General features: G+C 61.4%; 16 protein-coding genes. All 16 read left to right on the top strand.

The features are described 5' to 3' along the window. Positions 1-115 precede the first annotated feature (115 nt). The 16 genes from IB241_RS03690 to IB241_RS03610 all read left to right on the top strand — a co-directional run bounded on the left by IB241_RS03690 (position 116) and on the right by IB241_RS03610 (position 14356). Entirely contained in the window at positions 116-1459 is a 1344-nt protein-coding gene (locus IB241_RS03690; protein ID WP_192297005.1) for a flagellar hook-length control protein FliK, read from the top strand. A gap of 220 nt (positions 1460-1679) precedes the next feature. Continuing rightward, positions 1680-2180: a flagellar basal body-associated protein FliL gene (gene fliL / locus IB241_RS03685; RefSeq protein WP_192297004.1), complete on the top strand. Its 501-nt coding sequence runs from the start codon at positions 1680-1682 to the stop codon at positions 2178-2180. Between the two features lie 9 nt (positions 2181-2189). Then, positions 2190-3158 carry a flagellar motor switch protein FliM gene (gene fliM, locus IB241_RS03680; protein WP_017735217.1) on the top strand — a complete coding sequence of 323 codons (969 nt, stop codon included), beginning with the start codon at positions 2190-2192 and terminating at the stop codon, positions 3156-3158. A 43-nt stretch (positions 3159-3201) separates the two neighbouring features. Next, entirely contained in the window at positions 3202-3669 is a 468-nt protein-coding gene (gene fliN / locus IB241_RS03675) for a flagellar motor switch protein FliN (RefSeq protein ID WP_192297003.1), read from the top strand. A gap of 1 nt (position 3670) precedes the next feature. After that, positions 3671-4105 carry a flagellar biosynthetic protein FliO gene (gene fliO, locus IB241_RS03670; protein ID WP_192297002.1) on the top strand — a complete coding sequence of 145 codons (435 nt, stop codon included), beginning with the start codon at positions 3671-3673 and terminating at the stop codon, positions 4103-4105. Then, positions 4105-4848, top strand: a complete 744-nt coding sequence (gene fliP / locus IB241_RS03665; protein ID WP_192297001.1) for a flagellar type III secretion system pore protein FliP — start codon at positions 4105-4107, stop codon at positions 4846-4848. The genes fliO and fliP overlap by 1 nt, the downstream gene beginning before the upstream one ends. Positions 4849-4852: 4 nt before the next feature. Continuing rightward, complete coding sequence (fliQ, locus tag IB241_RS03660) at positions 4853-5122, top strand: flagellar biosynthesis protein FliQ (RefSeq protein WP_003214552.1); 270 nt, start codon at positions 4853-4855, stop codon at positions 5120-5122. A gap of 4 nt (positions 5123-5126) precedes the next feature. After that, positions 5127-5912, top strand: a complete 786-nt coding sequence (fliR, locus tag IB241_RS03655) for a flagellar biosynthetic protein FliR (RefSeq protein ID WP_192297000.1) — start codon at positions 5127-5129, stop codon at positions 5910-5912. Between the two features lie 3 nt (positions 5913-5915). Further along, entirely contained in the window at positions 5916-7052 is a 1137-nt protein-coding gene (gene flhB / locus IB241_RS03650; RefSeq protein ID WP_192296999.1) for a flagellar biosynthesis protein FlhB, read from the top strand. A gap of 505 nt (positions 7053-7557) precedes the next feature. Further along, positions 7558-7758: a cold-shock protein gene (locus IB241_RS03640; RefSeq protein ID WP_192296997.1), complete on the top strand. Its 201-nt coding sequence runs from the start codon at positions 7558-7560 to the stop codon at positions 7756-7758. Between the two features lie 128 nt (positions 7759-7886). Further along, positions 7887-10001 (top strand): flagellar biosynthesis protein FlhA, encoded by a 2115-nt coding sequence (gene flhA, locus IB241_RS03635; RefSeq protein ID WP_192296996.1) that lies wholly within the window; start codon positions 7887-7889, stop codon positions 9999-10001. 11 nt (positions 10002-10012) lie between these two features. Further along, the gene (gene flhF, locus IB241_RS03630) at positions 10013-11329 is read left to right on the top strand and encodes a flagellar biosynthesis protein FlhF (protein ID WP_192296995.1); all 1317 of its coding nucleotides are present in this window, start codon (positions 10013-10015) and stop codon (positions 11327-11329) included. Positions 11330-11435: 106 nt separating this feature from the next. Beyond that, positions 11436-12269 carry a flagellar synthesis regulator FleN gene (gene fleN / locus IB241_RS03625; RefSeq protein ID WP_003192912.1) on the top strand — a complete coding sequence of 278 codons (834 nt, stop codon included), beginning with the start codon at positions 11436-11438 and terminating at the stop codon, positions 12267-12269. Continuing rightward, the gene (gene fliA, locus IB241_RS03620; RefSeq protein WP_065909829.1) at positions 12266-13006 is read left to right on the top strand and encodes an RNA polymerase sigma factor FliA; all 741 of its coding nucleotides are present in this window, start codon (positions 12266-12268) and stop codon (positions 13004-13006) included. Before fleN ends, fliA begins: the two co-directional genes overlap by 4 nt. Positions 13007-13174: 168 nt before the next feature. After that, a complete protein-coding gene (locus IB241_RS03615) occupies positions 13175-13549 on the top strand; it encodes a chemotaxis response regulator CheY (RefSeq protein ID WP_192296994.1) in 375 nt (124 codons plus the stop codon). Between the two features lie 18 nt (positions 13550-13567). Beyond that, on the top strand, positions 13568-14356 hold the full coding sequence (locus tag IB241_RS03610; RefSeq protein WP_192296993.1) for a protein phosphatase CheZ: 789 nt from the start codon (positions 13568-13570) through the stop codon (positions 14354-14356). The last annotated feature ends 6 nt before the right edge of the window (positions 14357-14362 follow it).

The following is a 14362-nucleotide window of genomic DNA, read 5'->3' as shown; positions in this document are numbered from 1 at the left end:
ATGTGGGAACGGGCCCTCTCCCACATTTTTCAGCTGCGCTCGGCAACCTGGCCCGACTCTTGCTCTACCTCCAGATACTGCATCCCCGACCCTCATGCAGTGGAGACCTTTACCTATGCCAGTCGCCCCTAATTCGCTTCTTCAGGCTGCCCCTGCGGCCAAGCCTCAAGCGCCTGCCGCCAACCCGCCGGCAGCGGCTGCGGAGCCGCGTGACAAGGGCGCCGGCTTTGCTCAGGTGTTCGCCAATCAGGGTTCCAAACCTGTGGCAAAGGCCGACGATACCCCGTCGAAAACCAGCCGTGACAAGTCTGCCGACAGCAGCGCCAAGCCTGCGGCCGGCGGCGACAAGCCTGCCGCCAGCACACCGGCAGTTGCCGATAGCGGCAATCCTTTGCCTGCCAACCCGCCGGCCAAGGCTGATGACAGCGCCAGCAAGAGTGATGACGACAAGCCCGCCGACCCAAGCCTGGTGCAACAGCCGGTGGTTGACCCGGTCGTAGACCCGGCGTTGGTGGCGACGGTCACGCCAGTCGCCGTGCCAGTGCCAGTGCCGGTGGCTCCGGCAACCGTCGCGCCTGTGGTTGATGAAAAGGCCCAGCCCGTGGCCGCAGCACCGCTTGCCGTGACCGATGAGGTCAAGGCGCCAGCGTTCGACCCTGCCAGCGACCCTCTCGACGCAATGCCGGCCGTGCGCCTGGCGATGGAGCAGGGCGGTCACGTCTCCGCCAGTAGCCAGGCCCCCCAGAAAAGCGCGCCGCCGCCGGACCTGGACCAGCCGACCGCCGCTCAGAATTTCAGTGCCGGCCTGGCCAATATGGTCGACCAGCAAGCCGCCAAGGACAGCACTGACCAGGGCGGTGACAAAGCCTTCGGCGGGCTGATCGAAGACGGCCTCAAAGACCTCAAGGGCGCCAGCAGCGACACCCGCGTCGATGACTTCGCCAATCGCCTGGCTGCCTTGACCCAGGCCGCCACGCCGAAAACCGCAAACGCCCTGCCGCCGGTGATCAACGCACCGCTGGCCATGCACCAGAGCGGCTGGACCGAGGAAGTGGTCAACCGCGTGATGTACCTGTCCAGCGCCAACCTCAAGTCGGCGGAGATCCAACTGCAACCGGCCGAACTCGGGCGCCTGGACATCAAAGTCAATATGACGGCGGACCAGCAAGCCCAGGTCAGCTTCATGAGCGGCCATGCGGTGGTGCGCGAGGCGCTGGAAAGCCAATCCGGGCGCTTGCGTGAGATGTTTGCCCAGCAGGGCATGGGGCAGGTGGATGTGAACGTGTCGGACCAGTCCCGTGGCCAGGAGCAGCAGCAACAGCAGAATCAGGCGCGGGGCATCAGTAGCAGCGGACGTGGTGACAGTGGCGACAGCACTGCCCATGCCGAAGTGGCTGAAGCAGTGACGCCTGTGATCTCCAACGTCATCGGCTCCAGCGCCGTCGACTACTACGCCTGACCTGAACCTGTCGCGGGACAAAATGTGGGAGCGGGCTTGCTCGCGAATGCGGTGTGTCAGTCAATACATCTGTCACTGACACACCGCATTCGCGAGCAAGCCCGCTCCCACATTTGATTGGTGGTGCTGGCTCTGCCCAATTACCAGACAACTCTGGCATAACACTTGCTCTTGCCTTTCCGTAGATCTATGAATCCCCGAATAGTGACGGATTATTGGCATGGCGAAGAGCGACGACGCAGCAAAACCACCCGCAGGCAAAGGCAAGCTCAAGCTTATCCTGATGATTGTCGTGGGCCTGATCCTGGCCATTGGCGCCTCGGTGGGTGGCACCTGGTACATCATGCACAGCAGCGCGAGCAAACCGGCGCCTGCGGCTGAAACCGCCAGCAACGTCAAGCAACCGGCAATCTTCGAGCCGATGCTCCCGGCCTTTGTCGCCAACTTCAATCAGAACGGCCGCCAGCGCTACCTGCAAGTGAGCATCACCTTGCTCGCGCGCAACCAGGCTGACCTGGAAGCCCTCAAGGTGCACATGCCGGTGATCCGCAACAACCTGGTGATGCTGTTCTCCGGGCAGAGCTTCGATGCCCTGGCCACCCCGGTCGGCCAGGAAATGCTGCGCCAGAAGGTCACTGCCAGCGTGCAGGAAGTGGCCCAGAAAGAGCTCGGCAAAGTCGTGATCGAGCAGGCGCTCTTCACTAACTTCGTATTGCAGTAGGATCACGACATGGCCGTGCAAGACCTGCTGTCCCAGGATGAAATCGACGCACTGCTGCATGGCGTCGACGATGGTCTGGTGCAGACCGAAATGGCTGCCGAACCCGGCAGCGTCAAAAGTTATGACCTGACCAGCCAGGATCGCATCGTCCGTGGACGTATGCCGACCCTGGAGATGATCAACGAACGTTTCGCCCGTTACACCCGCATCAGCATGTTCAACATGCTGCGCCGCTCGGCGGACGTGGCGGTCGGTGGCGTGCAGGTGATGAAGTTCGGTGAATACGTGCACTCGCTGTACGTGCCCACCAGCCTCAACCTGGTCAAGATCAAGCCGCTGCGCGGCACTGCGCTGTTCATCCTTGACGCCAAGCTGGTGTTCAAGTTGGTGGACAACTTCTTCGGCGGCGACGGCCGTCACGCCAAGATCGAAGGCCGTGAATTCACCCCCACCGAACTGCGGGTGGTGCGCATGGTGCTGGAGCAAGCCTTCATCGACTTGAAGGAAGCCTGGCAGGCGATCATGGAAGTCAATTTCGAGTACATCAACTCGGAAGTGAACCCGGCCATGGCCAACATCGTCGGCCCCAGCGAAGCCATTGTGGTGTCCACGTTCCACATCGAACTCGATGGCGGTGGCGGCGACCTGCACGTGACCATGCCGTACTCGATGATCGAGCCGGTGCGCGAGATGCTCGACGCCGGTTTCCAGTCCGACCTGGACGACCAGGACGAGCGCTGGGTCAAGGCCCTGCGCGAAGACCTGCTGGATGTGGACGTGCCGCTCAGCGCCACCGTGGCCCGTCGCCAATTGCGCCTGCGGGACATCCTGCACATGCAGCCGGGTGATGTGATCCCTGTGGAATTGCCGGAAGAAATGATCATGCGCGCCAATGGCGTGCCGTCATTCAAGGTCAAGCTCGGTTCCCACAAGGGCAACCTGGCACTGCAAGTGATCGAGCCGATCAACCGTCGCTGATCCAACCCTAATTTATGAATGCTTGCTCCGCCGAGGACATGTAATGGCTACCGAACACGAAAACACTTCCGCCGAAGACCAGGCCCTGGCTGACGAATGGGCTGCGGCCCTGGAAGAAACTGGCGAAGTCGGCCAGGACGACATCGACGCGCTGCTGGCCGCTGACGCCGCCACCGCGCCGGCCGGCAACCGCTTGCAGATGGAAGAATTCGGCAGCGTGCCGAAGAACCACGAGCCGGTGAGCCTCGATGGCCCGAACCTGGACGTGATCCTCGACATCCCGGTGTCGATCTCCATGGAAGTCGGCAGCACCGACATCAACATCCGCAACCTGTTGCAACTCAACCAGGGTTCGGTGATCGAGCTCGATCGCCTGGCCGGTGAGCCGCTGGACGTACTGGTCAATGGCACCCTGATCGCCCACGGCGAAGTGGTGGTGGTCAACGAAAAGTTCGGCATCCGCCTGACCGACGTGATCAGCCCGAGCGAACGCATCAAGAAGTTGCGCTGATATGAAGCGGCTGATGCTCGGACTGTTGCTCGCGCTGCCGTTGAGTGTGTTGGCGGCGGAGCCCGTGGCCCAGGCCGCGGCGGCACCGGTCGGCAGTGGCGTCGGTGGCCAGTTGACCCAACTGGTGCTGGGCCTGTTGCTGGTGGTCGGCTTGATCTTCGTGCTCGCCTGGCTGATGCGCCGCGTGCAGAACGTCGGCCCGGGCAACGCCCAGGTGATCGAACTGATCGGCTCGCGCGCCCTCGGCCCGCGTGATCGGCTGGTGCTGGTGCAGGTGGGGGAGGAGCAGATCCTGCTCGGCCTCACCCCCGGCCGCATCACCCCGCTGCATGTGCTCAAGACGCCCGTCAACGTGGATCAGACCCAGTCCGCCACGCCAGAATTCGCCCAGCGCCTGATGGAGTTGTTGGGCAAGGATCAGAAGGATAAGAAGTAATGCGCGTTTTCTTGACGCTCATGCTGTTGCTGGCTGCGCCACTGGCGTTCGCCGCCGACCCGTTGTCGATCCCGGCGATTACCCTGGGCACCAACGCCGCCGGCGCCCAGGAATATTCGGTCAGCCTGCAGATCCTGCTGATCATGACTGCGCTGAGTTTCATCCCGGCGTTTGTCATGCTGATGACCAGCTTCACGCGGATCATCATCGTGTTCTCGATCCTGCGCCAGGCCCTCGGCTTGCAGCAGACGCCGTCGAACCAGATCCTCACCGGCATGGCCCTGTTCCTGACGATGTTCATCATGGCGCCGGTGTTCGACAAGGTGAACCAGCAAGCCCTGCAGCCTTACCTCGCCGAAACCATCACTGCCCAAGTCGCGATCGACAAGGCCCAGGGGCCGATCAAGGACTTCATGCTGTCGCAGACCCGCTCCAGCGACCTGGAGCTGTTCATGCGCCTGTCCAAGCGCACCGACATCGCCACCCCGGACCAGGCGCCGTTGACCATCCTGGTGCCGGCGTTCGTCACCTCCGAATTGAAGACCGCGTTCCAGATCGGCTTCATGATCTTTATCCCGTTCCTGATCATCGACCTGGTGGTGGCGAGCGTGCTGATGGCCATGGGGATGATGATGCTGTCGCCGCTGATCATCTCGTTGCCGTTCAAAATCATGCTGTTTGTGCTGGTGGACGGCTGGGCGCTGATTATCGGCACGCTCGCCGGCAGTTTCGGAGGGGTATAGCGCCATGACGCCAGAAGTCGCCGTTGACCTGTTCCGTGAAGCGCTGTGGCTGACCACCATGATGGTTGCTGTGCTGGTGGTGCCAAGCCTGTTGGTGGGCCTATTGGTGGCGATGTTCCAGGCCGCGACCCAGATCAACGAACAGACCTTGAGCTTCCTGCCGCGCCTGCTGGTGATGCTGATCACCCTGATCGTCGCCGGCCCGTGGCTGGTGCAAACCTTCATGGAATACATCCTGCAGTTGTACGGCAGTATTCCGCAGTTGATCGGCTGAGCCGATGCAATCTTTGCTGGCATTGACCGACACCCAGATCAGTACCTGGGTGGCGTCCTTCATCCTGCCGCTGTTTCGCGTGACGGCGATGTTGATGGCCATGCCGGTGTTCGGCACGACCCTGGTGCCGCGCCGGGTGCGCCTGTATTTCGCGGTGGCGATCACCGTGGTGCTGGTCCCCGGCTTGCCGCCGATGCCACCTGTGAATGCGCTCGATCTCAGCGCCTTGCTGTTGATCGCCGAGCAGGTGCTGATCGGCGCCATGCTGGGCTTCTCCCTGCAACTGTTCTTCCAGGCGTTTGTGATTGCCGGGCAAATCATCTCGATCCAGATGGGCATGGGCTTCGCGTCCATGGTCGACCCCACCAACGGCGTGTCGGCAGCGGTGATCGGGCAATTCCTGACCATGCTGGTGACCTTGTTGTTCCTTGCCATGAACGGCCACCTGGTGGCGTTCGAAGTGTTGACGGAGAGCTTCACCACCTTGCCGGTGGGCTCGGGGCTGGTGGTCAACCATTTCTGGGAGATGGTCGGGCGTCTCGGTTGGGTGCTGGGCGCCTCGCTGCTGCTGGTGTTGCCCGCGATCACTGCGCTGCTGGTGGTCAACATCGCGTTTGGCGTGATGACCCGCGCGGCGCCGCAACTGAACATTTTCTCGATTGGTTTCCCGTTGACCCTGGTGTTGGGCATGGGGATTTTCTGGATCGGCCTGGCCGACATTCTCAATCAGTATCAACCGCTGGCGTCCGACGCCTTGCAGTTCTTACGTGATCTGGCACGGGCGCGCTGAGCCATGGCCGAGAGCGAGAGCGGTCAGGACAAGACAGAAGACCCCACGGAGAAACGCAAAAAGGACTCCAGGGAAAAGGGCGAGATCGCCCGCTCGAAAGAGCTGAATACCGTCGCGACCATGATGGCCGGCGCCGGCGCCCTGCTGATCTACGGCGGTGGCCTGGCGCTGGACTTGATGGAGTTGATGAAACACAACTTCAGCTTGCCCCGCGAAGTGCTGCTGAACCCTGGCGCGATGGGCCAGTACCTGCTGCATTCGGGCAAGATCGCGATTCTGGCGGTGCAGCCGATCCTGATCACCTTGCTGTTGGCCGCGCTGATCGGCCCGGTCGCCCTTGGCGGCTGGCTGTTCGCGGCCGGCAGCATGGCGCCCAAATTCAGCCGCATGAACCCCGCTGCCGGGCTCAAGCGCATGTTCTCGGCCAAGGCGCTGGTGGAGTTGCTCAAGGCCTTGGCCAAATTCATCCTGATCCTGTTCGTCGCGCTGATGGTATTGACCTCTGACATCGACGACCTGCTGCGCATCGCCCACGAGCCGCTGGAGTCGGCGATCATCCACAGCGTGCAGGTGGTGGGGTGGAGCGCGCTGTGGATGGCCGCCGGGCTGATCATCATTGCTGCCGTGGATGCGCCGATCCAGTTGTGGGAAAGCCACAAGAAACTGCTGATGACCAAGCAGGAAGTGCGCGATGAACACAAGGACCAGGAAGGGCGTCCCGAGGTCAAACAGCGCATCCGCCAACTGCAGCGGGAAATGTCCCAGCGCAAGATGATGGCCTCGGTGCCCGACGCCGACGTGATCATCACCAACCCGACCCACTACGCCGTGGCGCTCAAGTACGACCCGGAGAAAGGCGGCGCGCCGATGCTGTTGGCCAAGGGCAGTGACTTTACCGCACTGAAAATCCGCGAAATCGCCGTGGCCAACGACATCCTGCTGCTGGAGTCGCCGGCACTGGCGCGGTCGATCTTCTACTCCACCGACCTCGACCAGGAAATCCCGGCCGGGCTTTACCTGGCGGTGGCGCAGGTGTTGGCCTATGTCTATCAGATCCGCCAATACCGCGCGGGCAAAGGCAAGCGGCCTGATCCGCTCAAGGACCTGCCGATTCCCCCGGATTTACGCCGCGACTCCTGATATTCCCCTTACCCTGTAGTGAGCGGGCTTGCCCCGCGCTGGGCGGCGAAGCCGCCCTAAATCCCGACACCTCGGCCTTCCTGAAACATCGCGGCGTCCCGTTTGGGGCGGCTTCGCCACCCAGCGCAGGCAAGCCCGCTCACTACGGAAATCGCATGCATACCGTTCGTCGTAAATCCTTGCTGACCTGTCAACTCTGACAGTAGCCAGCCTGCGCGTCCCGCGTTTCCATGGCAGCAGAAACTGCGTGTAGGAACAAGCAGCGAGGCAGCAATGAAGTGGGTGACCGGAACCGTCAGGTTTTACAGCAGTGAGACAGGGGAAGGGGTCATCGCAATGGATGGCGGGAGTGAGCAGGTGCGGGTAGACCTCACCAGCTCGGCCGGGGTTCGGCTCAAGGTTGGGCAGCGGGTGCGATTTGGCAGGATTCATCGTCCCCGGGGCATCTTTGCAGTCAGCGTCACACTGATCTCGGGTTTTTGAATGAGATGTCGGGAGAGCGGCAATGGCGACAGGCACGGTGAAGTGGTTCAACGCGGAAAAGGGCTTTGGGTTTATCCAGCAGGAAGATGGTACGGATGTTTTTGTCCACTATTCGGCGATCGAGGCCAGCGGATTCAAGAGCCTTGCTGAAGGGCAAAAGGTCGAGTTCGAGATAACGCCCGGACAAAAAGGACCGCAGGCTGCAAACGTACGGGTCGTGTAAAAAAACGCTCCTCGTCTGACTTGGGTAAAAGTTGGAAGGCTTCTTGCAATACCGCCTTCAAGTCGCCTCCTGGCGTCAAAACTTTGCTTCAAGGAACACGAGGAATACCGGTGGTAGATCGCTCTCAAATGTTCAGCACGGCCCGTGGCACCCTGACTGACCTGTCGCGGGGCAATCTGGGTGTGCCGTTGCTGTTACTGGTGATGCTGGCAATGATGATGTTGCCGATGCCGCCGTTCCTGCTGGACGTGTTCTTCACCTTCAACATCGCCCTGTCCGTCGTGGTCCTGCTGGTCTGCGTATACGCGCTGCGGCCGTTGGATTTCGCGGTATTCCCCACGATCCTGCTGGTGGCAACCCTGTTGCGCCTGGCGCTCAACGTGGCGTCGACCCGCGTGGTGATGCTTCACGGCCAGGACGGCCACGCCGCCGCCGGCAAGGTGATCCAGGCCTTTGGTGAGGTGGTGATCGGCGGTAACTACGTGGTCGGTATCGTGGTGTTCGCGATTCTGATGATCATCAACTTCGTCGTGGTGACCAAGGGTGCCGGGCGGATTTCCGAGGTGAGCGCACGGTTCACCCTCGATGCGATGCCCGGCAAGCAGATGGCGATCGACGCCGACCTCAACGCCGGCCTGATCGACCAGAACCAAGCCAAGACGCGCCGCCTGGAAGTCGCCCAGGAAGCCGAGTTCTACGGTTCCATGGACGGTGCCAGCAAGTTCGTGCGCGGTGACGCCATCGCCGGCCTGCTGATTCTGTTCATCAACCTGATCGGTGGCATGGCCGTCGGTATCTTCCAGCACGGCATGACCTTTGGCGATGCGGGCAAGGTGTACGCCTTGCTGACCATCGGTGACGGTTTAGTGGCGCAATTGCCATCACTGTTGTTATCCACAGCTGCCGCGATCATGGTGACCCGTGCCTCGGGCTCCGAAGACATGGGCAAGCAGATCAGCCGGCAGATGTTTGCCTCGCCCAAGGCCCTGGCCGTGGCGGCGGGCATCATGGCGATCATGGGCATCGTGCCGGGCATGCCCCACGTATCGTTCCTGAGCATGGCGGCCCTGGCAGGCGGCGCGGCGTACCTGTTCTGGAGAAAGCAAAATGCGGTCAAGGTCCAGGCCCTGCAAGAGGTGGCGCGCCAGCAGGAACTGCTGCCGTCCCCGGCCCGCGCCTCGGAAACCAAGGAGCTGGGCTGGGACGACGTGACCCCGATCGACATGATCGGCCTGGAAGTCGGCTACCGCCTGATCCCGCTGGTGGACCGCAACCAGGGCGGCCAGCTGCTGGCGCGGATCAAGGGCGTGCGCAAGAAATTGTCCCAGGACCTGGGCTTCCTGATGCCCACCGTGCACATCCGCGACAACCTCGACCTGGCCCCCAGTGCCTACCGCCTGACCCTGATGGGCGTGATCCTCGCCGAAGCCGAGATCTACCCGGACCGCGAGTTGGCGATCAACCCCGGCCAGGTATTCGGCAGCCTCAACGGCATTACCGCCAAAGATCCGGCTTTTGGCCTGGAAGCGGTGTGGATCGAAATCAGCCAGCGCAGCCAGGCGCAGTCCCTGGGCTACACCGTGGTTGACGCCAGCACCGTGGTCGCCACCCACCTTAACCAGATCTTGTACAAGCACTCCCACGAGCTGATCGGCCACGAGGAAGTCCAGCAATTGATGGGTTTGCTGGCCAAGGCTTCGCCAAAACTCGCCGAAGAGCTGGTGCCGGGCGTGCTGTCGCTGTCGCAGTTGCTCAAGGTGTTGCAGGCGCTGCTGGCCGAACAGGTGCCGGTGCGCGACATTCGCAGCATCGCCGAGGCCATCGCCAACAATGCCGCCAAGAGTCAAGATACCGCCGCGCTGGTGGCGGCGGTGCGTGTCGGATTGTCTCGCGCCATCGTGCAAAGCATTGTAGGGACTGAGTCTGAGCTGCCTGTGATCACCTTGGAGCCAAGGTTGGAACAAATATTGCTCAATAGTATTCAGAAGGCAGGACAAGGCCAGGAAGAGGGCGTTCTGCTGGAGCCAAGCATGGCTGAAAAACTGCAGCGTTCGTTGATCGACGCCGCACAACGCCAGGAAATGCAGGGCCATCCGGTGATTCTGCTGGTGGCCGGCCCCGTCCGGGCGATGTTGTCGCGGTTTGGACGCCTGGCAGTTCCGAATTTGCACGTTTTGGCTTATCAGGAAATTCCTGACAACAAGCAAGTGACTATCGTCGCGACAGTAGGGCCCAACGGCTGAGGTAGTGGGTTATGCAAGTGAAGCGTTTTTTCGCCGCCGATATGCGTCAGGCCATGAAACTGGTGCGTGATGAGCTGGGCGCCGATGCCGCGATTATCGGTAACCGTCGTATTGCCGGCGGTGTCGAGCTGACGGCTGCCCTGGATTACACGCCTTCGGCGCTGGCGCCGCGTGTGCCGAACATGGAACTCGAAGACGAGCTGCGCAAGACCGCCTCGCGCATTGTGTCGGCCCAGGCCGAACTGAGCATGCGCGGCGACAGCGATGCCACCACCAATCGCCAGTTGTTCGCCGGCCTGCCGTTGACCGCTGCGGAGCCCTTGGTTGAGCCCACCTTCACCGAACCACCGCGTCCTGCAGCGCCGCCACCGGCGGGCGCAGTCGACCAGCGTGTGTTTGACTCGATGCGCTTTGAACTCAATGGCCTGCGTGAGCTGCTGGAAGTGCAGCTGGGCTCCCTGGCGTGGACACAGTTGCAAGGCAGCAAGCCGGCCCAGGCCAACCTGTGGCGCCGCCTGCAACGCATCGGCCTGTCCGGCCCGTTGTCCCGCGACCTGCTGGCACTGACCACCGAAATCGACGAGCCTCGCCAGGCCTGGCGCATGCTGCTGGCGCACCTGGCGCGGATGATCGTCACCCCGGAAATCGAGCCCCTGGAAGAGGGCGGTGTGATCGCCATGGTCGGCCCTGCCGGCATGGGCAAGACCACCACACTGGCCAAGCTGGCCGCGCGTTATGTGCTCAAGTACGGCGCGCACAACATCGCGCTGGTGAGCATGGACAGCTACCGCATCGGCGCCCAGGAGCAGCTCAAGACCCTGGGCCGTATCCTCAATGTGTCGGTGACCCACGTCGACCCGGGCCAGTCCCTGGCCAACGCCCTCGATCCGCTGCTGCGCAAGCGCGTGGTGCTGATCGACACCGCCGGCCTGCAGGCCAGCGATCCGGCGCTGCGCATGCAACTGGAAAGCCTGGCCGGGCGTGGCATCAAGTCGAAAAATTACCTGGTGCTTGCAACCACCAGCCAGAAACAGGTTCTTACCGCTGCATACCACAGCTACAAACGTTGCGGCCTGGCCGGCTGCATCCTGACTAAACTGGATGAGACGGCGAGCCTGGGCGAAGTATTGAGCCTGGCGATCAGCCATGAATTACCGGTCGCCTACCTGACCGACGGGCCGCGGATCCCGGATGATTTGCATCTGCCGCGCCGTCATCAGTTGGTCAGCCGCGCTGTCAGCGTGCAAATGCAAGAAGAGCCTAGCGAGGAAGCGATGGCCGATATGTTCGCCGACCTCTACCACAACCCGGCAAAGCGGGTGGGTTGAGGGCAGGGCGAACACCGTGAAATGTATCTACATCGTTGGTCTGCAAGCGATTCACGCGGCCAAGCCATGTAGCCTGCGTCTAAGCAAGACAAGGTAAAGAAATAAAATGGGCAGCATGCATCCCGTACAGGTGATCGCGGTGACCGGCGGCAAAGGTGGCGTCGGGAAAACTAACGTGTCAGTGAATTTGTCCCTGGCCCTGGCAGAGCTTGGCCGTCGGGTCATGTTGCTGGATGCTGACCTGGGTCTGGCGAATGTCGACGTTCTGCTGGGGCTGACGCCCAAACACACCCTCGCCGATGTGATCGAGGGCCGCTGCGAGCTGCGTGATGTGCTGCTCCAGGGTCCTGGCGGGATCCGCATCGTACCGGCTGCCTCCGGCACCCAGAGCATGGTGCACTTGAGCCCGGCGCAGCATGCCGGCCTGATCCAGGCGTTCAGCGACATTGGCGACAACCTCGACGTGCTGGTGATCGACACCGCCGCCGGGATCGGCGAGTCGGTGGTCAGCTTCGTGCGCGCCGCGCAGGAAGTCTTGCTGGTGGTCTGCGATGAACCCACCTCGATCACCGATGCCTACGCCCTGATCAAATTGCTTAACCGTGACTACGGCATGAACCGCTTCCGCGTCCTGGCCAACATGGCCCAGAGCCCGCAGGAAGGGCGCAACCTGTTCGCCAAGTTGACCAAGGTCACGGATCGCTTTCTCGATGTCGCCTTACAATACGTAGGCGCAGTTCCCTATGACGAGTGTGTGCGCAAGGCCGTGCAAAAGCAGCGTGCGGTCTATGAAGCGTTCCCTCGTTCGAAGTGCGCACTGGCGTTCAAGGCTATTGCTCAGAAGGTCGATACTTGGCCATTGCCCGCCAATCCCCGGGGGCATCTGGAGTTTTTCGTCGAGCGATTGGTGCATCAGACGAGCGCGGGACCTGTGCTATGACATCCAGCGGCTACAACCTTTACAAGAAGTCGGCACGTGACAGCCAGGGCGAATTGATCGAGCGCTATGCGCCGCTGGTCAAGCGCATCGCCTATCACCTGCTGGCGCGCCTGCCGGCGAGTGTGCAGGTCGAAGACTTGATCCAGGCCGGCATGATCGGCCTGCTTGAAGTGTCGACCAAATACGATGCGAGCAAGGGTGCCAGTTTCGAGACGTACGCGGGCATCCGTATCCGTGGCGCGATGCTCGATGAGGTGCGTAAAGGTGATTGGGCGCCGCGGTCGGTACACCGCAATACGCGCATGGTCAGTGACGCAATTCGCGCAATTGAAGCAAAAACCGGTCGCGACGCTAAAGATCACGAAGTTGCGGCCGAACTCCAATTGAGTCTCGACGATTATTACGGGATTTTGAACGATACCTTGGGCAGCCGCCTGTTCAGCTTCGACGACCTGCTACAGGACGGCGAACACGAAGGGCTGCACGAGGACGGCGCGAGTGCACATCTTGAGCCGTCGCGCGACCTGGAGGATGAACGCTTCCAGGGCGCGTTGGCGGACGCGATTGCCAATTTGCCGGAGCGTGAGCGACTGGTGTTGGCGCTGTACTACGACGAAGAGCTGAACCTCAAGGAAATCGGTGAGGTCCTGGGGGTCAGCGAATCGCGTGTCAGCCAGCTGCATAGCCAGTGCGCAGCCCGCTTGCGGGGGCGGTTGGGAGAGTGGCGCGCGCGCTGACAGGCAGTGTGGGGACACTGCAGACGAGACCGTGAAGGCGTGACGCTTTTGCGGTTTTGCGCCGTGGTGCCCTGGGCAGTCCTTTTTGTGTAACGCCTGTTGATTGAAATGGCGCGTCCAGGTGCTGGGCGCGTTTAAGACTGCTTGGAGGTCGAATTGGACAAGAACATGAAAATCCTCATCGTTGATGACTTCTCAACGATGCGGCGGATCATTAAAAACCTGTTGCGTGACCTTGGGTTCACAAACACGGTCGAGGCGGATGACGGCCTTACGGCGATTCCGATCCTCAACAGCGGGAGCATCGACTTTCTGGTAACCGACTGGAACATGCCGGGCATGACCGGTATCGACCTGCTGCGTCACGTGCGTGCCGACGAAAAGCTGCGCGGCCTGCCCGTGCTGATGGTGACCGCCGAAGCCAAGCGTGAACAGATCATCGAAGCCGCCCAAGCCGGGGTAAACGGTTACGTGGTCAAACCTTTCACTGCATTGGCCTTGAAAGAGAAGATCGAAAAAATCTTCGAACGCATCCACGGCTAATGCCATCGCGGGGGAGCTATGGAGCATAAAGAAACATCACAGGGAGACTTCGAGTCGACCCTGAAAAAGCATGCTCACCAGTTGGTCGACTGCCTTGAGAGAGGCCAGTTCGGCGACGCGGTGCAGTTGATCCATGAGCTCAACCAGACCCGTGACCGCGGCCTGTACCAGGAAGTGGGCAAGCTCACGCGTGAGCTGCATAGTGCGATCGTCAATTTCCAGATCGACCCGCACATGCCCCAGGCCGAAGAGATCTCGCAGATCACCGATGCCACCGAGCGCCTGTCCTATGTGGTCAGGCTGACTGAGGCGGCGGCCAACCGCACCATGGACCTGGTGGAAAACGCCACGCCTCTGGTCAACGGCATGGCCACCGAAGCCCAGGCCTTGAGCCACGACTGGGGTCGCTTCATGCGCCGCGAAGTCGGGGCCGAAGAGTTTCGTGAGTTGGCACGTCGGGTCGAAGGTTTCCTGTCACGCAGTGAGCAGGAAAACCGCATGGTTTCCAGCAACCTCAATGACATTCTGCTGGCCCAGGATTACCAGGACCTCACCGGTCAGGTGATCAAGCGTGTGACCCAATTGGTCACCGAAGTGGAAAGCAATTTGCTCAAATTGGTGCTCATGGCAGGCCAGGTTGACCGTTTTGCCGGCATCGAACATGACCGCGAAGCGATCCTCTCGGAAAAAGATCCACAAAAACATCTCGCCAAGGGTGAAGGTCCGCAGATTCATGCCGATAAACGTGAAGACGTTGTATCGGGTCAAGATGATGTCGATGACCTGTTATCCAGTTTAGGCTTCTAAGGAGCA

This window comes from Pseudomonas sp. PDM05 (assembly GCF_014851685.1).
In the GTDB taxonomy this organism is placed as follows: Bacteria; Pseudomonadota; Gammaproteobacteria; order Pseudomonadales; family Pseudomonadaceae; genus Aquipseudomonas.
Note: the sequence above shows the minus strand (reverse complement) of the source record. Positions and strands in the feature narration are given on the sequence as shown.